Origin of the sequence: Micromonospora sp. WMMD1076 (assembly GCF_029581475.1) — a bacterium.
In the GTDB taxonomy this organism is placed as follows: Bacteria; Actinomycetota; Actinomycetes; order Mycobacteriales; family Micromonosporaceae; genus Micromonospora; species Micromonospora aurantiaca.
The window spans coordinates 3,727,006-3,752,703 of record NZ_CP120862.1 but is presented as its reverse complement, the minus strand read 5'-3'; the positions used below and the strand labels follow the sequence as shown (position 1 = coordinate 3,752,703).

Sequence of the window (25,698 nt, the reverse complement as noted above, 5' to 3'; positions counted from 1 at the left end):
CCACGCTTTCGTGGGCAACCACCCGGGGCTCGCCTCGGCGGCTTGCCGTACTGACCGGAATGATTCGTGGGAAGTACTCCCCTCGCCTGCACAAGGCTAGGTCACCGCCGGACCGGACGCCAAGTCGGGACACGGTTGATTGCCCTGATCAACCGCTGCGCGGCGGTGAAGGGCATGGCGCCAGGTCACCGGGGCCCCTATGGTGACGCGGGTGACCAATCAGGGACCACTGACCGGCGTACGGGTGATCGAGCTGGCCGGGATCGGCCCCGGTCCGTTCGCGTCGATGATGCTGGCCGACCTCGGCGCCGACGTGGTGCGCGTCGACCGGCCCGGCGGCGGCGGATTCGGCGCCTTCCCCGGTGACCTGCTGAACCGCAACCGCCGCTCGATCGGTGTGGACCTGAAGCAGCCCGAGGGGCGTGACCTGGTGCTCGGCCTGGTCGCCGGCGCGGACGCGCTGGTGGAGGGCTTCCGGCCCGGGGTGACCGAACGACTCGGCCTCGGCCCGGACGACTGCCTCGCCGCCAACCCCGAGCTGGTGTACGGGCGGATGACCGGCTGGGGGCAGGACGGGCCGCTGGCCCACAGCGCCGGGCACGACATCGACTACCTGGCGCTGACCGGCGCGCTGCACGGCGTGGGCCGGGCCGGTGAGCGTCCGGTGCCGCCGATGAACCTGCTCGGCGACTTCGGCGGCGGGGGCATGATGCTGGCGCTCGGCGTGGTAGCCGCGCTGTACGCGGTGCGCGGCGGCGCGCCCGGCCAGGTGGTCGACGCGGCCATCGTGGACGGCGTGTCGGTGCTGGCCACCCAGATCCACGCACTGCGCGGGATCGGGCTGTGGCAGGACCCGCGCGGGGTGAACCTGCTCGACGGCGGCGCGCCCTTCTACGACACGTACGAGTGCGCCGACGGGCGGTACGTGGCGGTGGGCGCGCTGGAGCCGCAGTTCTACGCCGAACTGGTCCGGCTCACCGGCTTCCCGCTCGACGGCGGCGACGGTCCGGCGGACCCCGGCGCGGCGGGCGGCGGTGAGGCGCTGGACCGGGACGACCCGGCGAACTGGCCGGCGCTGCGGGCCGCCTGGGCGCGGCTGTTCCGCACCCGGACCCGGGACGAGTGGACGGCGCTGCTGGCCGGAACCGATGCCTGCGTGGCCCCGGTGCTCGACTGGGCCGAGGCGCCGGCGCATCCGCACCTGCGCGCGCGGGAGGTCTTCGTGGCGCCGGACGGCGTCATCCAGCCCGCTCCCGCGCCGCGTTTCTCCGCCACCCCGACCTCGGTCCGGCGCCCGCCGCCGTCCCCGGGCGAGCACACCGGCGAGGTGCTCGCCGACGCCGGGATCGACGCGGGCCGGATCGCCGCGCTGCGCGCCGCGGGCGTGATCGGCTGACCGCCCGCCGGCCCGCTCAGCGGCGGTACGCGGCGGCCGGGGCGAGGGCCGGTTCGACCATGTCCCGGTAGTCGCGCGGGAACTGGACCACGACCTCCTGGAACTCCCCGCCGCGGATCGCCTCGCGCATCGTGACGAACACCGCGCGTACCGCGTCCCGGGCGGTGTTCTCGTCGCAGTCCGCCCGGCGGGCGACCCGGGCGACGAACTCCGCCGCGCCGAACCGTTCCGCCGCCTCGTCGCGCGGATACGGGCTGAGCAGCCCCTGTAGTGGCTTCGGCAGCTGCGCGGCCAGGTCCAGCACCTCGCCGCCGGTCAGCCGCTCGGCGAACGTCTCCAGCGTGGCCCCGGTGAGCGTGGCGGCCCGGTCCTCGCTGGTGCCGGTGAGCCGGGCGACCCGGCTCACGAAGGTCAGGTAGTGCATGCGTGGTACCCCCTTCGGTGCGCCCACAGCGGCTACCCGCGACGGCGCGCCGGAAACAGCGCCGGTCACCGGCACGAGACGGCGGCGGCATTTCCGTGCTCGCGGGCGTGAGCGGCGGCGCGACGGGTAACCGCCGCCCGGTCATGACCCCGACTACTGCCACGAGGAGCCCGACCCATGGCGAGTTACACGGATGTCCTTGACTACCTGTCCGCGCTGGACTATCCGGCCGGCAAGGACGACGTCATCCGCGAGGCGGAACGGGAGGGCGCGCCGCCGGACGTGTTGCGGGCGCTGCGCGCGCTGCCCCCGGTGGACTACGCCAACGGAACCGAGGTGGCCCGCTCGGCCGGCATCGACGCGGCTCCCGAGGTGAGCCGGTCGCAGCGCGCGGCGCAGGCCCGGGACAACCACCCGCGCGTCTCGCAACACCTGCGCGGCATCTGAGTACGGCGTTGGGCCGGCGGGCGACACGGCCGCCGGCCTCTGCGCGTGCCGAAGGAAGCCCGCCGTGCGACGGTGTCGGGTGGGCGGTCGTGCGTACTCGCCTGTGGGCGGCCGGCACCCCTGGAACAGGCGAGCGCCCCGGGTCACGAACCGCGGCCTGGGGCGCCACGCAGCACCTGTCCTCAGCGGTTCACGCCCGAACCGGGTCGCGACCGCAGAGCGGTGAGATGTTCGCCCGAACCGGGCGGGCATCGCTGCCACGATCATCATACGACGCGGCATCAGCCGAACGGGTGAGAATCGCGGAAGTGTGTACGGGCGCACGCCTGGCTCAGGCGGTCACCTCGGCGTACCGGCGCTCCAGGTCCACCCGCGCCAGCGCTCCGACCAGCCACGACAGTTGCTCCGACTCGCCGCTGCCGGTCAGTCCGGCGAGGTCGCGCGCGGTGCGGCCCAGCCCGAGCCGCCGGGCCGCCGCGAGCGCCCGCCGGTCGGCCACCGGCGCCGCCTCGCGCCACAGCGCCTGCGCCTCGCGCAGGAACAGGTCGCACACCTCGTCGTCCACTCCGGGCAGCGCGATCAGCAGCCGCCGCTCCTGACCCGGATCCTGGTGCGCGGCGGTCCGCAACCGGCGCAGGTCGCCCCGGTACGTCTCGACGACAGTGCGGGCCAGGTCGCCGAGGATATCGGCGATCCCGGCCAGGTCACCGCGCAGCCCGGCGGCGCGCAGCACGCGTACCCGGTCCTCGTGCCGGGATCGGGCCATCCGGGCCGCGGTGTCCCACCCGGCGTCGCGCAGCGCGGTGGCCGCGTCGACGGACCGGTGGAAGTCGCCCCGGCGGGCCAGCAGGACGGCCAGGTACAGCACCTGGAACAACTGGGCCGGGTTGTTCGTCACCCGGAACCCGAAGCACTCGGCGAACCCGCGGCCGTCTCCGGCGAGCCGGCGGGCGAGCCGCTTCTTGTCCGCGACGTCGCGCGGGGCGGTCTGTGTCGGCATGCCGCCGACTACCCCGGCGACGGCGCGGCATTCGGGTACGACGGTCAGCCGCGGACGTCGCCGCCGCGGTCACGCGCCTTGAGACGGGTGGTGGGCAGCGCGGGCGCGGGCAGCGGCGGCGCCGCGTCGTCGGCGACCACGCCGAAGCGGCGGCCGGCCATCCAGTCCTCGCGGGCGGCCACCACCTCATCGTGCGAGCGGCCGACGAAGTTCCACCACATCACCAGCGGCTCCTCGAACGGGGTGCCGCCGAGCAGCAGCAGCCGGGTGCCCGGCTCGGCGCGCAGCGTCAGCGCGCCCCGTCCGAGGCCCAGGTAGAGCAGCGCGCCGGGGGCCAGCGCCGTGCCGTCGCACTCGGCGGCGCCGGACATGGCCAGCAGCCCGTACTCGAAGTCCGGGCGCAGCGGCAGCGTGGCCGGCGCCGGACCGCGGACCTCGATCTGCGCGCCGACCAGCGGGGTGTGCACGACCGCGGGCGAGCGTTCCCCGCCGAGGTCGCCGACGAGCAGCGTGACGTCCAATTCGCCGTCGCGGAAGCGGGGCAGGTCGGCGTGGTGGGCGAAGTCCGGGTCACCGGCGCGGGCCGGGTCGGGCAGCGCCACCCACAGCTGCACGCCGTGCATCAGCGGCGGGTGGACCAGCGGGGACCGCTCGGAGTGGGCGATGCCGCGCCCGGAGGTCATCACGTTGAGCTGGCCCGGGCGGATGGGCTGCACGTTGCCGAGGCTGTCGCGGTGCAGGATCTCCCCGTCGAGCAGCCAGGTGACGGTCTGGAGCCCGGTGTGCGGGTGCGGCGGCACCTCCATGCCGGGCCGGTCGGCCACGTCGTCGGGCCCGAAGTGGTCGACGAAGCACCAGGCGCCGACCATCCGGCGCTGCCGCTGCGGCAGCAGCCGGCGCACAGTGGTGTAGCGGCCGAGCGGGACGTCGTGGCCGGGCAGCAGCACGCTGCCCGGGTCGGTCGGGCCGACGCCCGGCGGGAGCGTCTGCGCGGGCAGGGATTCGGTGCGGTCCACCGCCCCGACTGTACGCTCACTCCGCGGTGACGCTCACCGCGTTCGCGCCCCCGACCAGGTCGAGGTAGAGCCGGTCGGCAGCCCGGTCCCAGCCCGGTGAGCTGACCAGGTCACCGGCGGCGGTCCCGCCGCGACGCTGGTCGTACAGGGTCAGGGAGCCGGCGCCGGCGGCCACCCGCACCCGGGCCGGCGGCCCGCCGGGCACTGTGACTGTGAGTTCGCTGACCCCGCCGGTCATCCGGACGGTGAGCGAGCCGTCGAGCCGGGGCAGCAGCAGCCGGGTACGCGAGGCGCCGCCGACCAGGTCGATCCCGGCGAGCCGGGCCTCGCCCAGGTCGAGCCGCTGCTCGCTGACGCCGCCGATCAGCCGCAGCCGCCAGGTGACCCGGGAGTTGAGCACCACCTCGACGGCGGCCGGGCCGGGGCGGCCGTTCTCCTCGATCCGCAGCCGGACCCGGTCGCCCACGAACTGCGGGCGGGGCGTCACGCCCGAGCCGTCCGGCGCGCCGATCCGGTACAGGTCGTCGCCGAGGTCGGCGGCCCGCAGCGTGAACCGGGTCAGCCCGTCGACCAGTTCGAACTGGGCGCGCTGCCGGTCCCCGCGGGGCGCGGCGAGTGTCTGGGCACCGGCCACCTCGGCGGCGCCCGCCCCGCCCGAGCCGCCGCTCCCGGTGACCGGTGACGGCGGCGCGCCGCCGGAGAAGACCACGCCGAGGCGGGCCGGGTTGGACAGCGTCACCGCCACGGCCACCGCGCCGAGCATCACCACCAGCACCGCCGCGGCGGCCAGCAGCCGGGCTCCGCCGGACCAGCGGGGCCGGGCCGGGCCGGGGTCGTCCTCGGATGCGGTCATGGTCGTCCCCTCTCGCCGGTCCCCATCGGGTCATACGTCTGCGTCGGCGTCCCGGTTCATTCCCACTCCGGTACGCGAGCGCACCTTGCCGGCGCACGCGGCCAGCACGGCGTGCGCGTCCAGGCCGAGACTCTCGATGGCGACCAGCGCGGTGAACGCCACGTCGGCCAGCTCGGCTGCGACCTCCTCGCGGGTATGCGTCACCCCCTTGCGCGGGTTCTGCCCGAGCAGGCCGATCCAGGCCGCGGCGACCTCACCGGCCTCCTCGCCGATCTTGAGGATGCGACAGGTCAGTTCGGTGTCGCCGCGGCCGTTCGCGGCGTCGAGCCAGGCGCGCGCGTCGCGCGCCGTCGTCCAGATGGTGGCGTCCACGCGGACCAGTGAACCGCACCTCGCACACGTTCGTATCCTGGGGCGACGCCGGCCAGGCGGCCTGCGTCCCAGGCGAGAGGAGGTGCCCGTGATGCCGGAGACCGTCGAGTCGGTGTTCGCCGGCGTGGTCGCCCGGAACCCGGGAGAGCCCGAGTTCCACCAGGCGGTCCGCGAGGTGCTGGAGAGCATCGGTCCGGCCCTGGCCCGGCATCCGGAGTACGCCGAGGTGGTCGAGCGCGTCTGCGAACCCGAGCGGCAGGTCATCTTCCGCGTGCCGTGGGAGGACGACCGGGGCCGGGTGCGGGTCAACCGCGGGTTCCGGGTGGAGTTCAACAGCGCGCTCGGCCCGTTCAAGGGCGGCCTGCGCTTCCACCCGTCGGTCTACCTGGGCATCGTGAAGTTCCTCGGGTTCGAGCAGATCTTCAAGAACGCGCTGACCGGGCTGTCCATCGGCGGCGGCAAGGGCGGCGCGGACTTCGACCCGAAGGGCCGCTCCGACCGGGAGGTGATGCGGTTCTGCCAGAGCTTCATGACCGAGCTGTACCGGCACATCGGCCCGCAGACCGACGTGCCCGCAGGTGACATCGGGGTGGGCGGCCGGGAGATCGGCTACCTGTTCGGGCAGTACAAGCGCATCACCAACCGGTACGACGCGGGCGTGCTCACCGGCAAGGGCCTGGCGTACGGGGGCGCGCAGGTCCGCCGGGAGGCGACCGGGTACGGGGCGGTGTTCTTCGCCGACGAGATGCTCCGCCAGGCCGGGGACAGCCTGGCGGGCAAGCGGGTGGTGGTGTCCGGCTCCGGCAACGTGGTCATCTACGCGATCGAGAAGGTGCACCAGCTCGGCGGCATCGTGGTGGCGTGCTCGGACTCCGGCGGCTACGTGGTCGACGAGAAGGGCATCGACCTGGCGTTGCTGCGCGAGCTGAAGGAGCAGCGCCGGGGACGGCTGTCCGGGTACGCGGAGCACGCGCGCAACGCGGTGGCGGTCGCGGACCGCACCGTGTGGGAGGTGCCCTGCGACCTGGCGCTGCCCTGCGCCACGCAGAACGAGATCGGCGGCGCGGAGGCGGCCGCGCTGGTAGCGGGCGGCTGCGTCGCGGTGGTGGAGGGGGCGAACATGCCCACCACGCCGGAGGCGGTGCGGATCCTCGGCCGGGCCGGGGTGCGGTTCGCCCCGGGCAAGGCCGCCAACGCCGGCGGGGTGGCGGTGAGCGGGCTGGAGATGCAGCAGAACGCCAGCCGCGACACGTGGACGTTCGGCGAGTCGGAGCAGCGGTTGCGCGAGATCATGCGGGACGTGCACGACAGGTGCTGGGCGACCGCCGAGGAGTTCGGCCTGCCCGGCGACTACGTGGCCGGGGCGAACATCCAGGGGTTCCGGCGGGTGGCCGAGGCGATGCTGGCGCACGGCCTGGTCTGAGCGGTCCGCGGGACGGACGCTGACGGAGCGGTCGGTCAGCGACTGACAGATCTCGACGCCCCGCCTAGGTTCCAGGGCGCTACCGGCGGGTAGGCATCCGTCCCGCGTCGTCACCCAGTCCCGGGGTGGCACCCGTCCCCGGGGAGCAGCGATGCAGCCCGCACCCCCGGGCCGCCGGCACCCGCACCCGCCAGCTCTACCCGCCGTGCTGATCCTGCCTCAGTCCTCCGCCCGGGAGTACCAGCCGCCCCGGTAGACGGTGCCCTGCGAGGTCGGCTGCGGCTCCGGCGGCGCCTCCGCCTCCTGCGGCACGTCGCCGGCGGTGCGACGGGAGCGGCGGACGCGGCTGACCACGAACCAGCAGACACCTGCTACCACGGCCACGATGACGACCTTCTGGAACGTGCCCGCGTACGCCTCGACCACGTGCCACTGCTCGCCGAGCAGGTAACCGGCGAGCACGAACGTGGTGTTCCAGATCAGGCTGCCCAGCGCGGTGTAGAGCAGGAAGACCGGAACCGGCATCCGTTCCACTCCGGCCGGGATGGAGATGAGACTGCGGAAGATCGGAATCATCCGGCCGAAGAACACCGCCTTGACGCCGTGGCGCAGGAACCACGCCTCGGTCCGGTCCACGTCCTCCAGCTTGATCAGCGGCAGCCGCGCGGCCAGGGCGCGCATCCGGTCCCGCCCGAGGGCCGCGCCGATGTAGTACAGCGCCAGCGCGCCCACGATCGACCCGAGCGTGGTCCAGAAGATGGCGCCCGCCAGGCTCATCCGGCCCTGGCTCGCGGTGAAGCCGGCCAACGGCAGGATCACCTCGCTGGGGATGGGCGGGAACAGGTTCTCCAGGGCCACCGCGAGGCCGGCGCCGGGCCCACCGAGCCGTTCCATCAGGCCGGTCACCCAGCCGGCTACTCCGTCGCCGGACGGTTCCGCGGCCCGCGCGGTGCTCGCCCGGGGGACGGCGAGCAGCTGTGCGTTTCCGATCATCGGACCAACGTTACGGTGCGAAGCCGCGGACGACCACGCGTCATGGAAACCATTATCGCGTACGCCATGCGTACGCCGTTGCGGATCGCCGTCGCCCAGCCACACCGGCACGCCGGAGCACGCGGTGGCGACGGCGGCGCTCGGCGCGGACGCCTACCCGGCCGGGGTGCTGGAGTCGGCCGGCGACGCGGTCGTGCCGGACGAACGCGCCCGCCGCGTCGCCGCCGAGCACGGCGTGTGGGTGGTGACTGCCAGTTTCGCCGGCTCGGCCGGAGGCGGGTACGCGCGGGCCGCGGGTGGTTCCGGGATCTGGTCGCCGGCCGGTGGGCCGGTGGGCCGCGCCGGCACGGGCGCCGGCGAGGTGGTCGCCGGGACGTTGCACTGAGGACGGATCACCTACGCTGGGCGGGATGGCACCGTCGGAGGGTGCCGGCCCAGGTTCGGCCCCGGACAGCTTCTCGGCGGCGACCCCGCTCGCCACCGGTCGCACCGCCGACGTGTGGCTGCTGCCCGGCGGGCGGGTCCTGCGCCGTTACCGCGACGGCGGCGACGTGCGGGCCGAGGCCGAGGTGATGCGGTACCTGCACCGGGCCGGCTATCCCGTGCCCCGGGTGCACCACGCCGACGGCGCCGGCCTGGTGCTCGACCGGGTCACCGGCCCGACGCTCGTGGAGGCGTTCCACGCGGGCACGGTCACCGCGCCCGTGGTCGCCCGCATGCTGGTCGACCTGCATGCCCGGCTGCACGCGCTCCCGGCCCTCCGGTCGGCCGATCCGGCGGTCCGCCTCCTGCACCTCGATCTGCATCCGCACAACGTGCTGCTGGCCGCCACCGGTCCGGTGGTCGTCGACTGGACCGACAGCGCCGAGGGTCCGCCGGCGCTGGACCGGACGACGACCGCGTTAATTCTCGCGGAGGTCGCCGTCGCTCCGGGTCACCCGCTGGCGACGGCGGCAGGTGAGTTGCTGTCCGCGTACGTCGCCGCGTCCGGGCCGCTCGACCGGCTGGCGGAGGCGGTCCGGCACCGCGCCGCCGGTCACGCACCCGATCCGGAACGGCTGCCCGAAGCGGCCGCCCTGCTGACGGAGTCGATCCGGGCTGTCACACCGACGGCGAGGGGCCGCAGGGCGCCTCAGCCCTCGTCGGCGGCGCCGCCGCGCAGCCGCTCGTAGCCGTCGAGCAGCTTACGCAGCGCGGTGGCGGTGACCGGGTCGATCTTGTCGTCCTCGGCCGCGTCCTCGATCTTCTCGCGCAGGTCCTCGACCCGCTTGCCCCGGTCCAGCTCGGCGGCCTTCTTCCGCAGGTCGTCGGCGGTCTTGCGGTCGATCAGCCCGATCGCCTCGGCCCGGTCGAGCAGCTCACCGAACCGGTCGCCGAGCTGACGCAGCGTCACCGTTTCGGGTGCCGCCGACGTCGGCGCGGCACTGCTGGGCTCCGGGGCGGGCGGTTCGGCGGCGCGCGTCGACGGGCCTGCGGTGGGCGCGGCGGCCGGCGACGTGCCGGAGCCGTCGCCCCACACCAGCGAGCCGATCACCGCGAGCAGCAGCACCAGGGCACCGGCGACGAGCAGCCCGAGTAGCCGGTTCGACGAGACCGCCGGGCGCGGCGGTGCGACGGGGCGGGCCGGCGGGACCGGGCGGGACGCGGCGGCCGGGGACCGCTCGATCAGGGTGGGCGGGTGCGCCGCCGGCGCCACGGTGGGCAGGATCGCGGTCGGCGGGTCCACCGGGCGGCCCGCGCCGAGCCGGTCGGCGAGCCGGGCCGCTGTGGGCCGCCGCTCCGGGTCCGCTGCCAGGCAGGCCAGGACCAGGCCGGCGATCTCCGGCGCCAGGCCGGGCACCCGCAGCGGCGGGACCGGCGGCCGGTTGCGCCGCACGTCCAGCACGTCGTCCCAGCTGCGCACCGGCAGCGGCGCCCGGCCGGTGAGACTGCGGTACAGCAGCACGCCGAGCGCGTATACGTCGCCGGCCGGGTTCGCCGGACCGGGGTCGAGGCGTTCCGGGGCGAAGTAGGCGGGAGTGCCCATCAGCAGCGCGCCGGTCTGCCCGGTGACCGGGTGCGGGCCGGCGGGCGCGGCGATGCCGAAGTCGAGCACCTTCGCGCCGGTCTCGGTGAGCATCACGTTCGCCGGCTTGACGTCGCGGTGCACCACGCCGATCCGGTGCGCCGCGGCCAGCGCCCCGGCGACCTGCCCGGCCGTGCGGACCGCGTCCGGCCAGGCCAGCGGCCCGCCGGCCAGCCGGTCGGCGAGCGTCTGCCCCTCCACCAGCTCCATCACCAGGTACGGGACGACGCCGCCGTCCAGCGTCGCCTCGCCGTAGTCGTACACCTGGGTCACGTGCGGGTGGGTGAGCCGCGCCGCCGCGCGGGCCTCGCGCTGGATGACCGCCCGCAGTTGCGGATCGGCGGGAAGCTGCCCGGCGAGGGCCTTGACCGCGACGGGCCGGTGCAGCACCTCGTCGTCGGCGCGCCACACCTCGGACATCCCGCCGAGGCCGATGCGTTCGCGCAGGACATACCGGTCGTTCAGGCGCAGGGCGGGCGTGAACGGCGACATGATGCCTCCAGTCTGCCCGTCCGGTCCCCGTGCCCGCCAACCGCCCGGCCCGGAGCCCGGAGTCAGGGCTTGCGGGCGACCCCGCCGTACATGCTGACGTCGACCACCGACGGGCGCGGCTCGGGCTCGCCGTCGGCGCGCCACTCGGCGACCGAGCAGACGCCCGGCTCGACCGGCTCCAGGCCGTCGAAGAAGCGCACGACCTCCTCCCGGCTGCGCAGGTTGATCACGCCGTGCGGGCCGCCGCCGCGGGCCGCCGCCTTCACCTCGGCGGCCACCTCCGCCGGCAGGTAGTCGTGGGTGGCGTGCGAGGCGGCCAGGTAACTGCCGGCCGGTAACGCGTCCAGCAGGCGGCCGACGATCGCGTGCGGACCTTCGCCGTCGGGCACGAAGTGCAGCACCGCCAGCAGCATCAACGCCACCGGCTGGGAGAAGTCCAGCGTGCGGCGCAGGTCGGGGTGGGCGAGGATGCGCTCCGGGTCACGCAGGTCCGCGTCGAGGTACGCGGTGGCGCCCTCCGGCGAACTGGTGAGCAGCGCGCGGGCGTGGGCCAGCACGATCGGGTCGTTGTCGACGTAGACCACCCGGGCGCGCGGGTCGGTCGACTGCGCGACCTCGTGCGTGTTGTCGGCGGTGGGGATGCCGGTGCCGATGTCCAGGAACTGCCGGATGCCCGCCTCGCCGGCCAGGTGCCGCACCGCGCGGCGCAGGAACCGCCGGTCCACTGTCTCCGGTCGCCGTCATGCTACTGTCCCGCGCCGCTCAGGCCGGGTACAGCTCGTCGCGCATGCGGGCCAGCAACTCGGGGGTCCGCTCCGGCGGCGCGGCCTCCACGCACAACCTTTCCATCGCCTCGGCGTAGAAGTCGAGGTCGTCGCGCTTGTCCAGATAGATGGCGCTGGTGAGCTGCTCGATGTAGACGATGTCGGGCAGGTCGGGGTCACCGAAGCGCAGGATGCTGAACGCTCCGCTGGCCGCGGCGTGGCCGCCCGCGGCGAACGGGACGATCTGCAACCGCACGTGCGGGCCCGAGGTCGCCTCGATCAACGCGTCCATCTGCTCGCGCATCACCGCGGCACCGCCGATCGGGCGGCGCAGCACCGCCTCGTCGAGCACCGCCCACAACTGCGGCGGGTTGGGGCGCCGCAGCAGTTCCTTGCGCTGCATCCGCAGCTCCACCCGCCGGTCCAGCTCCGCCGCCGACGCGCTGCGGTGGCCGAGCAGGATCACCTCCCGGGCGTACGCGGCGGTCTGCAACAGGCCGGGCACGAACTGCACCTCGTACGTGCGGATCAGCGCGGCGGCCGCCTCCAGGCCCAGGTACGACTGGAACCAGGCGGGGAGCACATCGCCATAGCGGTGCCACCAGCCCGGGCTGTTCGCGTCCCGGGCCAGCCTGAGCAGCGCGTCACGGTCCTCCGGCGCGGTGACGCCGTAGAGCGTGAGCAGGTCGGCCACGTCGCGCTCCTTGAAGCCGACCCGGCCCAGTTCCATCCGGCTGATCTTCGACTCCGACGAGCGGATCTCCCAGCCGGCTGCCTCGCGGCTGACCCCCGCGTTCTCCCGCAGCCGGCGCAACTGCCCGCCGAGGAGCATGCGCAGCACTGTCGGACCGCTTGTCGGACCACCCTCGACGGGCACCGTCGCCACCTGACCGCCCTCGCATCCCGACCGCCCCGGCCGGGCACCCTCCCGGACCGACGAGTAAGCATGCCATGAACCGACAGTGAGGTGAACTCCTCCGGACGGACGGAGTCAGTCCCGTGTACGAGACGGCGGGATCAGGTGGTCGAAGTCGCCGTCCCGGGCGCCGAGCACGAACGCGGCGATCTCGTCCACCGTGTAGATCAGGGCCGGCCCCTCGGGGTGCCGGGAGTTGCGGACCGCGATGCCGCCGCCGGGCAACTCGGCCAGTTCGACGCAGTTGCCGCTGGGGTTGCTGCGGCGGCTCTTGAGCCAGCGCATCGGTGGCAACTCGGTCACGGGCACGCCGTTCGGGGGTTGCTGCATGGGCGTCCTTCGGGATGAGCCAGCCGAGGCCGCGGGAGGAGCGGTGGGTGGCGACGTCTGTCGACTGAGGAGTGAGATGCACGTGCATCTGCTATTGCATCTGCAATGGACAGAGAGCATGATAACCGAAATACGGTGTGCCGGTTCGTTCACGCACGGTGACCCGAGCCCGGCCCCGGGGACGCCGCTCCACGCGGCTTCGGGACTGCGGTGAGGAGGGCGCGTTGGCGGATCCGATGACCATCGCCTCCGGCATCTCCGCGGCGGGCGCGCTCGTCTCCGCCTGGCAGTTACGCCGCCGCGCGCTGCGCGCCGAAGCCGAGATCGAGCTGCTCCAGGCCGAGCTGGCCGCCGAGCGGCACGCCGCCAGCCACGACCCGCTCACCGGGCTGCCGAACCGCCGCGCGTTCTTCCGGCTGGCCGCCGCCCTCCTAACCGACCCCGCCGGGCAGCCACTCGTCGCGGTGGTGCTCGACCTGGACAACTTCAAGCAGGTCAACGACCGCTACGGGCACGCCGCCGGAGACCAGGTGCTGGTCAGCGTGGCGCAGCGGCTCGCCGCGTTCGCCGGCCCCAACCTGGTGGCCCGGCTCGGCGGCGACGAGTTCGCCGGTCTGCTGGCCAGCCCGACGGCTGACCGCCGGTGGATCGAGCACGCCACCCGGCGGCTCTGCGAGGCGCTCGCCGCACCGATCCCCCTCGGCGCGCGCAGCATCCAGGTCACCGCCTCGGTCGGGCTGGCACCGGTGCACTGCCCCACGCAGCTCGCCGACGCGCTCTGCCGCGCCGACGCGGCCATGTACGAGGCGAAGACGCTCGACGCCGCCCGTCCGACCCGCCAGCTCGTGGCGGAGTGCTGAGTCCGGCTCGTCCGCTAGCTCGTCGCGGGGTGCCGGGCACGGTCCGCCTTGACTCCCCGGCTCGTCGCGGGGTGCTGGGCGGCTCGCCCGTCGCGGGCCGCCTTGCCTGCCCCAGCTCGTCGCGGGGTGCCGGGGCGGGCTCCGTCCGGTGGATCAGCGCCAGCCGTAGCCGGCGCGCAACGCCTGCCCGACCCGGTCGAACCGGGGCCGGTCCAGCACCGCGCCCTCGCGGCGGATGCTGTCCTCGCGCATGGTGAGCACCCGGTCCAGGCGTACCCAGCTCGGCCGGCTGTCCCGGTCCCACTCCCCCGGGCCGAGCGCCAGCCAGTGCCGCTGGCCGTCCCGGTCGCTCTGGCTGGACAGCATCAGCCCGAACAGCGTGCGGCTGTGCCGGCCCACCACCAGCACCGGGCGGTCCTTGCCCTGGCGCGGGTCGTCCTCGTACGGCACCCAGGTCCAGACGATCTCGCCCGGGTCGGCCTGCCCGTCCGGCTCCGGGGCGTACGACAGCTCGCGGCGCTGCAACACGCTGACCTGGCGGCGGCGCGCGACCTGCGCCGGGATCGGCCCGCCGGTGCGGGTGGGGGCGGGTACGCCCCGGGTGATCCGGCCGAGCTTCGACGCCACGTTCCTCAACAGACCTGCCACGGCGGGCAGCCTATCGGTCGGGGGGTGCCGGGCCCGGAATCGGGTCGCCGGGCCGGCTATGCGGTGCGACGATGCCCCGGTGACAGTGCCCCGCCACCAGATCCGCGCCGCGTACACCGGCACCGCCGTCACCGTCTACCAGGCGTACCCGCCGGAGGTCGCCGACGCGGCGCTGCGCGCGGGCCGGTTCGTGCCGCCCTTCAAGCGGGAGCGGATGACCTGGATCAAGCCCTCGTTCCGCTGGATGATGTATCGCTGCGGCTGGGCGCTCAAGCCGGGCCAGGAGCGGGTGCTGGCGGTCGACATCAGCCGGGCGGGCTTCGAGTAGGCCCTGCGGCACGCCTGCCTCAGCAGCTACGACCAGCGCCTGCACCCGGACCGGGACGCCTGGCGGCACCGCCTGCGGGTCAGCCCGGTGCGGGTGCAGTGGGATCCGGAACGCTCGCTGCGGCTGGCGCCCCTGCCGTATCGCTCGCTACAGGTCGGGCTGACCGGCGACGCGGTACGCCGGTACGTCGACGAGTGGGTGGTCGGGCTCACCGACGTCACCGGGCTGGCCCGGTCGGTGCACGGCCGGCTCACCGACGGCGACGAGGCCGGGGCTGCGGCGCTGCTGCCGGTGGAGCGGCCGTACCCGTTGCCGGCCGAGGTGGCGCGCGTCGTCGACGCGGGCTGAGCTGGTCCGGTGCCGCGCCGGGCGGCGCGATGTTGATAAGGGGCCCTTCTACTACCGGAGGCGTTAATGGGGGGCCCTTCCTTACGCTGGGGGCGTGGAGTTGCCCGACGATCTGCCGCTGTTCGAGCGCAGCGCGGTGCGGCTGGTGGTGCTCGACGCCGCCGACCGCCTGCTGCTGTTCCACACCCGCGACCCGGACCACCCGGACCTCGGCGTGTGGTGGGAGCTGCCGGGCGGTGGGCTGGACCCGGGCGAGACGTACCGGGAGGCGGCGGTACGCGAGCTGCGCGAGGAGACGGGTATCCCGATCAGCCCGGACGAGGTGGGCGCGCCGACGTGGCGCCGGCGGGCCAGCTTCCGGCACCGGCAGCGCCGCCACCTCCAGGACGAGGTGGTGGTGACGGTACGGCTGCCCGGCCCGGGGCCGGACGTGGACGAGGCGCTGCGGCTGGACTACGAGGTGGAGGACTACTTCGGGTTCCGCTGGTGGCCGCTGACCGAGGTGCTCGCCGAGCGGCCGCGCTGCTACCCCGGGCGGCTGCCGGAACTGCTGCCGGCGTTCCTGGCCGGGACGGAGATCGACGAGCCGTTCGAACTGTGGTCCTGACTCGGGGCGTGCCGGCGGGCGCGGCGGCGGGCAGAGTGGAGCCGTGACTCCTCTGCGCGCACCCCTGGCCCGTTACGCCGAGCGGCTGCACCGCGCCGCCGGTGACACCCACCACGTCGCCTCCCCGCTGGGCGCCTGGCTGCTGCTGGCGCTGACCGGCCCGGCCGCCACCGGCGAGACCCGCGCGGCGCTGGCCGAGGCGCTCGACGCCGACCCGGACGACGCCGCCGCCGAGGCCCGGGCGCTGCTCGCCGCGCCGCACCCGATGATCGCCGCCGCCACCGCGCTGTGGGAACGCAGCCCGGCCGCCGAGCTGGCCGCGTGGCGGGCCGCCCTGCCGGAGGCCACCGAGCGTGGTCCGCTGCCGGACCAGGCGGCGCTCGACGCCTGGGCCCGGGAGCGTACCGGTGGGCTGATCGACCGCTTCCCGGTCGACGTCGCCCCGGACACCCTGCTGGTCCTGGCCAGCGCGCTCGCGACCCGGGTGTCGTGGGCCGACCCGTTCGACACGGCCCCGGGCACGGACCTGGGCGCGGGCAGCGCCTGGGCCGGCCGGCTGAGCCGGGTGCTGCGGACACCGCCGTTCGGGCACCGCTGCTGGGTGGCGGCCACCGACCGGGCCGGTGACGTGGTCGTGCACGCGGTGCCGGCCCGCACCGGCGACGACGGCGCCGGGATGCTCGTGGTGTCGGTGGCCGCCGCGCCCGAGGTGCCTGCGGCCGACGTGCTGGCCGCCGCGCAGGAGCTGGCGAGCGCCGCCGCGCTCATCCCGGACTCCATGCCGGGCCGCCGATCGCTGTTCGACCTGCCGCTGGGCGAGACGCCGCTGTGGACGGTGCGGGAGAAGCCGGTCAACACGTTCGCCCCGGACGGCCGGGAGGAACGCGCCACGGCCGTGCTGCCCTGCTGGTCGGCGCGCAGCCGGCACGACCTGACCGCACCCGGGTTCGGCTTCGACGCGGCGGCCCGGGCGCTCGGCGAGCTGCTGGGCCTGGCCGGGCCGGGTTTCGACGCCGCGCAGTCCGCGGCGGCCCGCTTCGGCCGCTACGGCTTCGAGGCCGCCGCGGTGACCGCGTTCGGCATGGTGGCCGGTTTGCCGCCGGAGGGCGTCGCCCGCGTCGCCGAGCTGCGGTTCGGTCACCCGTACGCGGTGGTCGCGGTGACCACCGACCCGGCCGGTGGGCCGTGGCACGCGCTGCCTGTCTACTCCGCGTGGGTGGCCGACCCGGAGGAGTTGCCCGCCGACGAGGCCGGATAGGCGGCGAGCGCGCTCGTAGGTCAGCGCCGGACCGGCAGGCGACCGCGCCCGGCGGCGAGCACGAGGCTCCGGGCGTACCCGTCGAGCGCGGCCGGGATCGCGGCCTGGCGCGCGGCGACGCGGGCCCAGCCGTCCTCGGAGGCCGCGCCCCCGGCGTCGCGGCCCGGCGCCGCGGACTCGACGCACTGGCGGACGAGCCGGAGCGGGCCGGTGGCCACGGTGTGCAGTTCCCGCATGGTGACCAGCAACGCGTCGGTGACGTCCTCGCTCACCGCGCCGATGCCGGCCCGGTGATCAAGGAGTTCGCGTCGGCCGGGAGACCCGGAACCGACGCGAACTCCTTGATCGACCGGATGGGAGGCGGGGTCAGACCGAGGCGAGTTCCTTCTTCTCGGCCTTCGCGGCCAGGCGCTTCTCGCGCTCCTGGGCGCCGATCAGGTCGTCCGGCAGGGAGTCCTCCACCTCCAGGTCGAACCGGCGCAGCAGCCGGATCGCGAACCCGCCCAGCGTGATGAGGATCAGCGCCGCGCCGAAGCAGATGTACGCGAAGCCGATGCCCCGGCCCGGTCCGGTGCCGATCACCGTGCCCACCGACCCGGCGAGCGCCCCGCCCGGGGCGAGCATCGGCTCGAACAGCGCTGTGGCACCCGGCGCGAGCAGGGCGAACCCGATCGGCAGCGTCGACCAGGAGATGGTCTGGTTGAGACTGAACACCCGGCCGTGGAAGCGCTGCGGCACCTTCACCTGGACGATCGTCGCGTAGATCGACTGCGCGGTGGTCATCGACATGGCCAGCCAGCAGAAGCCGACGCAGATCATCGCCACCGACGCGTCCAGGCCGATCAGCACGCAGCCGATCGCGGTGCCCAGGTTGCCGACCAGCACGCCGATCATGCGGCGCTTGCGCGGACCGCCCCACAGCGACATCAGCACGCCGCCGAGCACCGCGCCGACCGCCTCGGCCAGCGCCACCTGCGCCACCTGCGTCGGGCTGCCGAACGACAGCACCAGCGGCGTGATGAGCACCAGCGCGGGCGCCAGGAAGACGTTGCCCAGCGCGAAGTAGCCGAGCATCAGCCGGAAGCCGCGGTGCCGCCACGAGTAGCGCATGCCGTTGGCGATGGCCACCAGCAGCCGTTCCCGGGGCCGCCAGCCCAGCGCGTCCGGGAAGCGGACCACGGCGAGGGTGAGCACCGCGAACACGTAGCTGGCCACGTCGACCAGCAGGATGCCCTTCAGCTCGATGGTGGCGAGCAGGCCGGCCGCGAACGCCGGCATGAGCAGCGTGGCCACGCCGGTGGAGAGCTGGGTGATGCCCATGGCGTGCCCGAGGTAGCGCTTGGGCACCAGCTGCGGCACCGCCGACTGGAACGCGATGCGCTGGAACGAACCGGCCACCGAACTCAGCGCCACCAGCATGTAGATGTGCCAGAGCACCAGGTTGTCGGTCCACAACAGGGTGGCCAGCACGAGCTGGACGGAACCGGCGAAGCAGCTCGCCGTCATCATGATCCGGCGCCGGCTGACCCGGTCGACCAGGGCGCCGGCCACCGGCAGCATGAGCACGCCGCAGATCAGCGCGAGCGCCCAGAGCAGGCCGAGGTCCGCCACCGAGCCGGTGCGGTTGAACAGCCAGATCGGCAGCGCGAACGCGGTCAGCGCGGAACCGGTGCTGGAGATGAGCTGGCCGGTCGTGATGGCCATGAAGCGGCCCATGCTCGGCTTGACCGTCCTGGTGGGCTTGCGGTCCTCGCCCACCCGCAGCGTGTCGGCCACCACCCAGCCGGCGTCCTCGCCGCGTGCCTCCGGCGTCAGCGCGCTGACGTCACCGGCGACCACCGCCGGGTGCACCTGCGTGACGATCTCGGCCAGCTCCTCGGCCCGGTACTTGAGGAAGAAGTGCCCGGCCTGGTCGAGCACCACGAGCCCGAGCGTGTCGCTGAGGAACTGCCACTCGGCGTACCGCTCGCGGTAGTAGTCGGTCACCGGATCCTCGGAGCCGACCACCGAGATGATCGGCGTCCGGAGCTTCGCCGCGTGCTGGTCCAGCAGCCGGGTGAAGTACTCCTCCGAGGCGCGGGAGTCGGCCCGCATGTTGCTGATGATCCGGTCGGCCTGCTCCGGGTCCAGCTCGTCGGTGTCCACACCCATCGACTTGAGCCAGCTCGCGGAGTGCCTGTTGCTGCTGAGCCGCTCGAGGCGGTCGCGGAGCGCCGCGATCACGCCCTTCGGGCGGGCGAACGGGAACATGGCGCCGATGTAGACGGCCTCCAGGTCCCGGCCGGCCGCCTCGACCTTGCGGGCCACGTCGGCGAGGATGGCGCTGCCCACGCCGCAGTGGCCGTACAGGGCGATCGGCCCCTCGACCCGCTCCAGGATCTCGTCGGCGACCCGGCTGGTCAGCTCGTCGAACGGCAGCGCGTCCTCGCTCAGACCCACGTCGTGGCCGGGGATCGCCAGCGACCACAGCCCGTACCCGGCCGGCAGCGCGTCGGCGAGCGGCTGGTAGACGATGGCGCTGCCGCCGCCGTAGGGGACGCAGACGTACGTCAGCACCCGCTTGTCCGCCGGGATCGGCTTGGTCAGCTCGTAGAGCAGCCGGCGCGGCCCCTCCTGGGCGGCGTCGCCGGAGATGAACGCGGCGAGGTCGCGGATGGTGCGCTGCTGGAACAGGTCCATCACGCCGACCGCCCGGCCGCCCAGCTCCGCCTTACGGATCTTGGCGACCACCTGGGTGGCGAGCATCGAGTGCCCGCCCAGGTCGAAGAAGTCGTCGTCGATGCCGAGCGTGTCCACGCCCAGCACCTCGGACCAGATCGCGGCCAGCGTCCGCTCGGTGTCGTCGCGCGGCTCGACGAGCGCCACCGACGCCTCGCGGGTGACCACCGGCGCGGGCAGCGCCTTGCGGTCCAGCTTGCCGTTGGGGGTCAGGGGCAGCGCGTCGAGCGTGACGAACGCGGCCGGCACCATGTACTCGGGCAGCGTGTCCTTCAGCGCCGCCCTCAGCGTGGCGTGCTCGGCCTCCCCCACCAGGTACGCGGTGAGCCGCTTGTCGCCCGGGCTGTCCTCGCGGACGATCACTGTGGCCTCGGTGACGCCCGGCTGGTCGCGCAGCGCGCTCTCGATCTCGCCCAGTTCGATGCGCAGACCGCGCAGCTTGACCTGGTGGTCGATGCGGCCCAGGAACTCGATCACCCCGGCACCGTCCGGACCGACGACCCAGCGGGCCAGGTCACCGGTGCGGTAGAGGCGCGCGCCCGGCTCGAAGGAGAACGGGTCGGGGACGAACTTCTCCGCTGTCAGCGCCGGCCGGCGGTGGTAGCCGCGGGCCAGCCCGGCACCGCCGATGTGCAGCTCGCCGGCCACCCCGACCGGGCACTGGGCGCCGGACGGGTCGAGCACGTGCAGCCGCAGGTTGGCGATCGGCGCGCCGATCGGCACGCTCGTCACCTGCGCCAGCCGGTCCGGCTCGCACGCCCAGGCGGTCACGTCGATGGCCGCCTCGGTCGGGCCGTACAGGTTGTGCAGGCCGCACCAGGGCAGCCGGGCGGTGAAGTCGACGGCCGAGGCCAGCGGCAGCTCCTCGCCGGAGCAGATCACCCGGCGCAGCGCGGTGGCCGCCTCCACGCCGTCCTCGGCGAGGAAGACGGTCAGCATCGACGGGACGAAGTGGGCGGTGGTGATCCGCTCGGACACCAGCAGGTCACGCAGGTAACCGGCGTCCTTGTGGCCGCCCGGCTTGGCCAGCACCAGGCGGGCACCGGTGCGCAGCGGCCAGAAGAACTCCCACACCGACACGTCGAAGCTCGCCGGGGTCTTCTGGAGCACCGCGTCGTCGGCGCCGAGGCCGTACGTCTTCTGCATCCAGTCGAGCCGGTTGACGATGCCCCGGTGCGTGTTCGGCACGCCCTTCGGGCGGCCGGTGGAACCGGAGGTGTAGATGACGTACGCCAGGTTCTCCGGCCCGGCGGCCGGTGCCGGGTCGGTGTCGGGCCGGCCGGCCCAGACGGTGGCGTCGTCGAGTTCGAGCACCGTGGCGCCGGTGTCGGGCAGCACGTCGCGCAGGTGCGACTGGACCAGCACCACAGGCGCGTCCGCGTCGCCGACCATGAACGCGAGCCGGTCGGACGGATACTCCGGATCCAGCGGCAGGTACGCGCCGCCGGCCTTGAGCACGCCGAGCAGGCCGGCGACCAGTTCCACCGACCGTTCCGCGCAGACCCCGACGAGCGTCTCCGGGCCGACACCGGCCGCGCGCAGCCGGTGCGCGACGCGGTTGGCCTGCGCGTTCAGCTCGGCGTACGTGCGGCTGTGCCCGTCGATGGTGACCGCCACCGCGTCCGGGGTGGCCGCGGCGCGCTCCTCGATCGAGCCGTGCAGCGTCTCGGCGCGCGGGAAGTCCGCTGTGGTGTCGTTCCAGGCGGCCAGCAGGTCCCGTTCGGCGCCCGGCAGGAGCGGCAGCCGGGACACCGGAGTGTCCGGCGCGGCGACGACCGCGTCCAGCAGCGCGGTCCACCGCTGCGCCATCCGCTCCACCGTCGCCCGGTCGAACAGGTCGGTGTTGAAGACCAGCTTGCCCCAGAGCCCGTCGACTGTCTCCACCGCGTGCAGCTCGAAGTCGAACCGGGTGGCCTGCAACTCCATCGGGGTCCAGGAGAACGTGACCTCGTCGGTGCGGGACACGCCGCGGAAGCGGCCCATCTCGTAGTTCTGCAGCACGAACATGGTCTGGAACACCGGGGAGCGGCTGACGTCGCGGGGCAGGCCCAGCTCGTGGACCACCTTGGCGAACGGCACCTCGGCGTGCTCGAACCCGTCGAGCACGGTACGGCGGGTGCGCTCCAGCAGCTCGGCGAACGTCGGGTCGTCGGCCAGGTCGGCGCGCAGCGGCAGCATGTTGATGAACATGCCGACGACGTTCTCCAGCTCCGGCGCCGACCGGCCGGCCACCGACGCGCCGATGGCGAAGTCGTCCTGGCCGGCGTGCCGGGCCAGCAGCACCTGGTACGCGGCGAGCAGCGTCATGAACAGCGTGCCGCCGCTGTCCCGGGTGAGCGCGTTGAGCGCCTCGGTGGCGGCCGGGTCGAGCTGGAACTCGACGAAGTCACCCCGGTAGGTCTGGGTGGCCGGGCGGGGCCGGTCCACCGGCAGTTCCAGCGGGGTGATGCCGGCCAGCCGCTGCTTCCAGTAGTCGACGTGCGCCCGCGCCTGCGGGCCGTCCAGCTCCTGGGCCTCCCAGACGGCGAAGTCGCCGTACTGGATCGGCAGGGCGGGCGGCTCGCCGCCCCGGTAGAGCGTGATCAGGTCGCGCAGCAGCACGTCCACCGACCAGCCGTCGCCGACGATGTGGTGCTGGGCGAGGAACAGCACGTGGTCGTCGGCGGCGAGCCGGATCAGCAGGGCCCGCAGCAGCGGCCCGTTGGCCAGGTCGAACGGCTCGGCCGCCGCGGCGTCGACGAGCGCCTGCGCGGCGGCCTCGTCGGGCGCGCCCACCACTGTGAGCGGCACGTCGGCCGTGTCCGCGACGACCACAGTGGGACGGCCGTCGGCGTCGGCCGGGAAGCGGGTGCGCTGCGACTCGTGCCGGTCGGCGAGCGCGGTCAGGGCGGCACGCAGCGCGTCCACGTCGAGTGGTCCGCGTACCCGCAGCGGCACGGCGATGTGGTACGCCGCCTCGCCCGGGGCGAGCTGGTCCATGAACCAGACCCGCTCCTGGGCGTAGGACAGCGGCACCTCCGCGCCGGACGGGCGGGGGGTGATCTGGGCCGCGGGGGCGGTCTGGCGGGCGCGTAGCCGTCGGGCGATCAGCGCCTGCCGGGCCGCCTCGCGGGCCGGATCCTTCAGGTCGGTCATCAGTCGGTTCCCTCTTCCGCCGCGAGCAGCGCGGCGACCTCGGTGTCGGAGAGCCCGTCGATCTCGGCGGCGATCCGCTGTTCGATCTGGGCGGCCAGGTCCGCCACCACGGGGCTGCTGAACAGCGCCCGCATGGGCAGGTCGACGTCCACCTCGGCGCGGATCCGGGCCATCGCCCGCATGCCGCGCAGCGAGTTGCCGCCGAGGGCGAAGAAGTCGTCCAGGGCACCGACCTTCTCCACCTGGAGGATCTCGGCGTACACCTCGGCGACCAGACCCTCGGCCTCGGTGCGGGGGGCGACGTAGCTGTCCTGGGCCTGCTCGGCCGCCGCCGGGGCGGGCAGCGCGGCGCGGTCCAGCTTGCCGTTCGGCGTGAGCGGCAGCGCGTCCAGCCGGACCAGGGCGGCCGGCACCAGGTGCGCGGGCAGTTCGCGGGCCAGTTCGGCGCGGACCGAGTCCTCGTGGGCCGGGCCCACCAGGTAGCCGACGAGCGTCGGCTCACCGCCGTCGGTGCGGACCGCAGCGGCGGCGGCGCGCACGTCCGGGTGGGCCAGCAGCGCCGCCTCGACCTCGCCCAGCTCGATCCGCATGCCGCGCACCTTGACCTGGTCGTCGCGGCGGCCCAGGTAGTCCAGCGTGCCGTCGGCACGCCAGCGGGCCAGGTCGCCGGTGGCGTACATCCGGGCGCCGGGCGGGCCGTACGGGCAGGGCAGGAACCGATCGGCGGTCAGGGCGGGCCGGTCGTGGTAGCCGCGCGCGAGCTGGGTGCCGGTGACGTACAGCTCCCCCACCACGCCCGGGGGCACCGGCCGCAGCGCGGCGTCGAGCAGCAGCGCCCGGGTGTTCCAGGTGGGCGTGCCGATCGGCACCGGACCGGCCGGGACCGGCTCGCCGGGGGCGATGCGGGCCGCGACGCAGCCCACTGTGGCCTCCGTCGGGCCGTACTCGTTGATCACCGCCACGTCGGGGTGCGCGGCCCGCCAGGCGGCGAGCTGCTCCCCGGTCAGCGCCTCGCCGCCGATCACCAGGTCGGCCGTCGGCGACAGCTCGCCGTCGAGCAGCGGCAGGTGGCTCGGCGTGACCTTGAGGAAGGCCGGCCGGCCACCGGCGCGGGCGGCGGGCTCGTCGATCGCGGCGAGCCGTACCGTGCCGCCGGCGGTGAGGGTGCCGAGCAGACCGGTGACTGTCAGGTCGAACGACACCGGCGAGTGCAGCAGCGCCACCCCGGCCAGCCCCGGGTAGGTGGCGCGGGCCCAGGCCAGGTACGCGGTCACCGCCCGGTGCTCGACCACCACGCCCTTCGGGCGGCCGGTGGAGCCGGAGGTGTAGAGCACGTACGCCGGGTGCTCCGGGCGCAGCGGCGCGACCCGGTCGGCGTCGGTGAGGTCGTCGCCGGACTGGTCCGAGCCGACCTCGCCGTCGAGCACCAGCGCGTCGCCGGGCACCAGGGCGGCCGTGTCCGGCGCGGTCACCACCAGCGCGGGCGCGGCGTCCGCCACGAGGTACGCGATCCGGCCGGCCGGGTACGCGGTGTCCACCGGCACGTACGCGGCGCCGGCCTTGAGCACCGCCAGCATCGCCACCACCAGGTCGCAGGAGCGGGGCAACGCCAGCGCGACCCGGGTCTCCGGGCCGGCACCGCGTGCCACCAGCAGCCGGGCCAGCCGGTTCGCGGCGGTGTTCAGCTCACCGTAGCCGAGCGTCACACCGTCGCAGATCAGCGCCGCCGCGTCCGGGGTGGCGGCGGCCTGCCGCTGCACCTCGTCGACCACAGTGGTCACCGGCACGTCGCGGGCGGTGTCGTTCCAGGTGCCGAGCACCCGGTCCCGCTCGGTGTCGGTGAGCAGCGGCAGCGCGCCGACAGTACGCTCCGGCTCGGCGACGGCGGCGGCGAGCAGCCGTACGTAGCGGCGGACCACGGTCTCGGCCGTGGCCCGGTCGAACAGCTCGGTGCGGTACACCAGGCGGCAGTCGCCGGTGGTGATGTCGAAGGCCAGGTCGTCCTTCGACGTGCCCAGCTCGACCGGGTCGAGGCCGGAGTCCGGGATCCAGTTCAGCGCGGTCTGGAAGATCGGCTGCACCGACGGGTCACGCTGCGGGTCGACCGCCTCGACGATCTTCTGGAACGGCGTCTGCCCGTGCTCCATGGCGTCGATCAGGCCGTTGCGGACCCGGCCCAGCAGCGCCGCGAACGTCGGGTCGCCGGAGACGTCGCAGCGCAGCGCCACCGGGTTGACGAACATGCCGATCAGCGGCGTCAGCTCCGGGTTGTCCCGGCCCGCGGTGGAGACGCCGACCACCACGTCGGCGTCGCCGGAGATCCGCGACAGCAGCGCCGCGAAACCCGCCAGCAGCACCATGTACGGGGTGGCCTGCGCGCCGGTGGCCAGCGCGCCGACGCGGTCCAGCAGCCCGTCGGGCAGCGTGAAACGCACCTCGTCACCGGCGAAGCCGAGCTGGGCCGGGCGGGGCCGGTCCAGCGGCAGCCCGATGACCGGCGGCGCGCCGGCCAGGTGACCGGTCCAGAACGCGAGCTGCCGGTCCAGTTCCTCACCGGTGAGCTGCTGGCGCTGCCAGACCGCGAAGTCGGCGTACTGGACGGGCAGCTCGGGCACGGCGGGCACGGCGCCGGTGCGCGCGGCCTCGCAGAACGCGACCAGCTCGGCGTGGAACAGCACCGCCGAGTGGCTGTCGAAGACGGCGTGGTGCACCACGAACGCCAGCGCCAGCCCCTCCTCCATGCGGATCAGCCGGGCCCGCCACAGCGGCGCGGCGTCCAGCGGGATCGGCGTGCGGGCCATCTCGCCGCGGATGCGCTCGAACTCGGCCCGCTGCTCACCGGCCGGCAGGTGGCTGATGTCGGTGACGGGCAGCGGCGCCGGCTCGTGGGCGCGCACCACCTGCACCGGTGCGCCGTCGCCGGTCCGCAGATGGGTACGCAGCGCCTCGTGCCGGGCGACGACCCGGTTGACCACGTCGCCGGCCGTGTCGGCGTCCACGCCGGCCGGGAACAGCCACGGGAAGGACACGTTGAACACCGGCGACCCGGCGTCGAGCTGGTTGGCCATCCACACCCGCTCCTGGGCGTACGAGGCCGGAAAGGTCCACTCCTGCGTCATGAGAGGGCCTCGCGCACCGAGCGGGGACGCATGTCGGTCCAGACCTCGTCCACGTGGGCCAGACACTCCTCGCGGCTGCCGGCGAAGCCGGTGTCGTGCCAGCCGGCGGGCAGGTCCCGGTCGGCCGACCAGATCGAGTACTGCTCCTCGTCGTTGCGGACGACCAGGAATCGGGGTTCGGCCATG

22 protein-coding genes and 2 pseudogenes are annotated in these 25,698 nt (G+C 74.5%); 9 read left to right on the top strand and 15 right to left on the bottom strand.

Annotated features, from left to right (window positions below; all coding sequences use genetic code 11):
• The first annotated feature begins 199 nt into the window (after positions 1–199).
• Complete coding sequence (locus O7622_RS17780) at positions 200–1,396, top strand: CaiB/BaiF CoA-transferase family protein (protein ID WP_282309288.1); 1,197 nt, start codon at positions 200–202, stop codon at positions 1,394–1,396.
• 16 nt (positions 1,397–1,412) lie between these two features.
• Here O7622_RS17780 and O7622_RS17775 read toward each other — a convergent pair whose 3' ends face one another.
• Positions 1,413–1,820 (bottom strand): DUF2267 domain-containing protein, encoded by a 408-nt coding sequence (locus O7622_RS17775; RefSeq protein ID WP_282309287.1) that lies wholly within the window; start codon positions 1,818–1,820, stop codon positions 1,413–1,415.
• 177 nt (positions 1,821–1,997) lie between these two features.
• Between O7622_RS17775 and O7622_RS17770 the strand changes: the two genes are divergently transcribed.
• Positions 1,998–2,267, top strand: a complete 270-nt coding sequence (locus tag O7622_RS17770) for a DUF2795 domain-containing protein (protein ID WP_013285970.1) — start codon at positions 1,998–2,000, stop codon at positions 2,265–2,267.
• Positions 2,268–2,598: 331 nt separating this feature from the next.
• On the opposite strand, the gene O7622_RS17765 is transcribed toward O7622_RS17770, so the two are convergent.
• From O7622_RS17765 to O7622_RS17750, 4 genes are read right to left on the bottom strand one after another with little or no spacing between them, the layout of a single operon-like run.
• A complete protein-coding gene (locus tag O7622_RS17765) occupies positions 2,599–3,267 on the bottom strand; it encodes a hypothetical protein (protein ID WP_282309286.1) in 669 nt (222 codons plus the stop codon).
• A gap of 44 nt (positions 3,268–3,311) precedes the next feature.
• Positions 3,312–4,283, bottom strand: coding sequence for a pirin family protein (locus O7622_RS17760; RefSeq protein ID WP_282309285.1), 972 nt, complete (start codon positions 4,281–4,283; stop codon positions 3,312–3,314).
• A gap of 16 nt (positions 4,284–4,299) precedes the next feature.
• Positions 4,300–5,136 carry a hypothetical protein gene (locus O7622_RS17755; protein WP_282309284.1) on the bottom strand — a complete coding sequence of 279 codons (837 nt, stop codon included), beginning with the start codon at positions 5,134–5,136 and terminating at the stop codon, positions 4,300–4,302.
• A 30-nt stretch (positions 5,137–5,166) separates the two neighbouring features.
• The gene (locus tag O7622_RS17750) at positions 5,167–5,508 is read right to left on the bottom strand and encodes a MazG-like family protein (RefSeq protein ID WP_013285966.1); all 342 of its coding nucleotides are present in this window, start codon (positions 5,506–5,508) and stop codon (positions 5,167–5,169) included.
• A 91-nt stretch (positions 5,509–5,599) separates the two neighbouring features.
• On the opposite strand from O7622_RS17750, the gene gdhA reads away from it, so the two are divergent.
• Positions 5,600–6,931 (top strand): NADP-specific glutamate dehydrogenase, encoded by a 1,332-nt coding sequence (gene gdhA, locus O7622_RS17745; RefSeq protein WP_282309283.1) that lies wholly within the window; start codon positions 5,600–5,602, stop codon positions 6,929–6,931.
• Positions 6,932–7,150: 219 nt separating this feature from the next.
• On the opposite strand, the gene O7622_RS17740 is transcribed toward gdhA, so the two are convergent.
• Positions 7,151–7,924: a DedA family protein gene (locus O7622_RS17740; RefSeq protein ID WP_282309282.1), complete on the bottom strand. Its 774-nt coding sequence runs from the start codon at positions 7,922–7,924 to the stop codon at positions 7,151–7,153.
• 103 nt (positions 7,925–8,027) lie between these two features.
• Here O7622_RS17740 and O7622_RS17735 point away from each other — a divergent pair.
• A pseudogene (locus tag O7622_RS17735) lies at positions 8,028–8,309 on the top strand (carbon-nitrogen hydrolase family protein); the annotation flags it as partial.
• 25 nt (positions 8,310–8,334) lie between these two features.
• Complete coding sequence (locus tag O7622_RS17730) at positions 8,335–9,096, top strand: phosphotransferase (RefSeq protein WP_282309281.1); 762 nt, start codon at positions 8,335–8,337, stop codon at positions 9,094–9,096.
• On the opposite strand, the gene O7622_RS17725 is transcribed toward O7622_RS17730, so the two are convergent.
• The 4 genes from O7622_RS17725 to O7622_RS17710 all read right to left on the bottom strand — a co-directional run bounded on the left by O7622_RS17725 (position 9,057) and on the right by O7622_RS17710 (position 12,491).
• Entirely contained in the window at positions 9,057–10,481 is a 1,425-nt protein-coding gene (locus tag O7622_RS17725; protein ID WP_282309280.1) for a serine/threonine-protein kinase, read from the bottom strand. The genes O7622_RS17730 and O7622_RS17725 overlap by 40 nt on opposite strands.
• Before the next feature lie 62 nt (positions 10,482–10,543).
• A complete protein-coding gene (locus tag O7622_RS17720) occupies positions 10,544–11,206 on the bottom strand; it encodes an SAM-dependent methyltransferase (RefSeq protein WP_282309279.1) in 663 nt (220 codons plus the stop codon).
• A 37-nt stretch (positions 11,207–11,243) separates the two neighbouring features.
• Positions 11,244–12,131 (bottom strand): helix-turn-helix transcriptional regulator, encoded by an 888-nt coding sequence (locus tag O7622_RS17715; RefSeq protein WP_282309278.1) that lies wholly within the window; start codon positions 12,129–12,131, stop codon positions 11,244–11,246.
• 105 nt (positions 12,132–12,236) lie between these two features.
• Positions 12,237–12,491 (bottom strand): DUF397 domain-containing protein, encoded by a 255-nt coding sequence (locus O7622_RS17710; RefSeq protein WP_282309277.1) that lies wholly within the window; start codon positions 12,489–12,491, stop codon positions 12,237–12,239.
• 224 nt (positions 12,492–12,715) lie between these two features.
• Between O7622_RS17710 and O7622_RS17705 the strand changes: the two genes are divergently transcribed.
• Positions 12,716–13,351 (top strand): GGDEF domain-containing protein, encoded by a 636-nt coding sequence (locus O7622_RS17705; protein WP_282309276.1) that lies wholly within the window; start codon positions 12,716–12,718, stop codon positions 13,349–13,351.
• Positions 13,352–13,504: 153 nt separating this feature from the next.
• Here the strand turns inward: O7622_RS17705 and O7622_RS17700 are convergent, their stop codons facing one another.
• A complete protein-coding gene (locus tag O7622_RS17700) occupies positions 13,505–13,999 on the bottom strand; it encodes a type II toxin-antitoxin system PemK/MazF family toxin (RefSeq protein ID WP_282309275.1) in 495 nt (164 codons plus the stop codon).
• A gap of 58 nt (positions 14,000–14,057) precedes the next feature.
• Between O7622_RS17700 and O7622_RS17695 the strand changes: the two are divergent.
• The 3 genes and pseudogenes from O7622_RS17695 (at position 14,058) to O7622_RS17685 (ending at position 16,540) form a co-directional block, all read left to right on the top strand.
• Positions 14,058–14,675: pseudogene (locus tag O7622_RS17695) on the top strand (DUF4291 domain-containing protein).
• 94 nt (positions 14,676–14,769) lie between these two features.
• Complete coding sequence (locus tag O7622_RS17690; protein WP_282309274.1) at positions 14,770–15,282, top strand: NUDIX domain-containing protein; 513 nt, start codon at positions 14,770–14,772, stop codon at positions 15,280–15,282.
• A gap of 43 nt (positions 15,283–15,325) precedes the next feature.
• A complete protein-coding gene (locus tag O7622_RS17685) occupies positions 15,326–16,540 on the top strand; it encodes a hypothetical protein (protein WP_282309273.1) in 1,215 nt (404 codons plus the stop codon).
• A gap of 20 nt (positions 16,541–16,560) precedes the next feature.
• On the opposite strand, the gene O7622_RS17680 is transcribed toward O7622_RS17685, so the two are convergent.
• From O7622_RS17680 to O7622_RS17665, 4 genes are all read right to left on the bottom strand, one after another.
• A complete protein-coding gene (locus O7622_RS17680) occupies positions 16,561–16,812 on the bottom strand; it encodes a hypothetical protein (RefSeq protein ID WP_282309272.1) in 252 nt (83 codons plus the stop codon).
• A 94-nt stretch (positions 16,813–16,906) separates the two neighbouring features.
• Positions 16,907–22,393 (bottom strand): non-ribosomal peptide synthetase/MFS transporter, encoded by a 5,487-nt coding sequence (locus tag O7622_RS17675; protein WP_282309271.1) that lies wholly within the window; start codon positions 22,391–22,393, stop codon positions 16,907–16,909.
• Complete coding sequence (locus tag O7622_RS17670) at positions 22,393–25,512, bottom strand: amino acid adenylation domain-containing protein (RefSeq protein WP_282309270.1); 3,120 nt, start codon at positions 25,510–25,512, stop codon at positions 22,393–22,395. The genes O7622_RS17675 and O7622_RS17670 overlap by 1 nt, the downstream gene beginning before the upstream one ends.
• A complete protein-coding gene (locus O7622_RS17665; protein WP_013285950.1) occupies positions 25,509–25,697 on the bottom strand; it encodes an MbtH family NRPS accessory protein in 189 nt (62 codons plus the stop codon). The genes O7622_RS17670 and O7622_RS17665 overlap by 4 nt, the downstream gene beginning before the upstream one ends.
• Position 25,698: the final 1 nt, after the last annotated feature.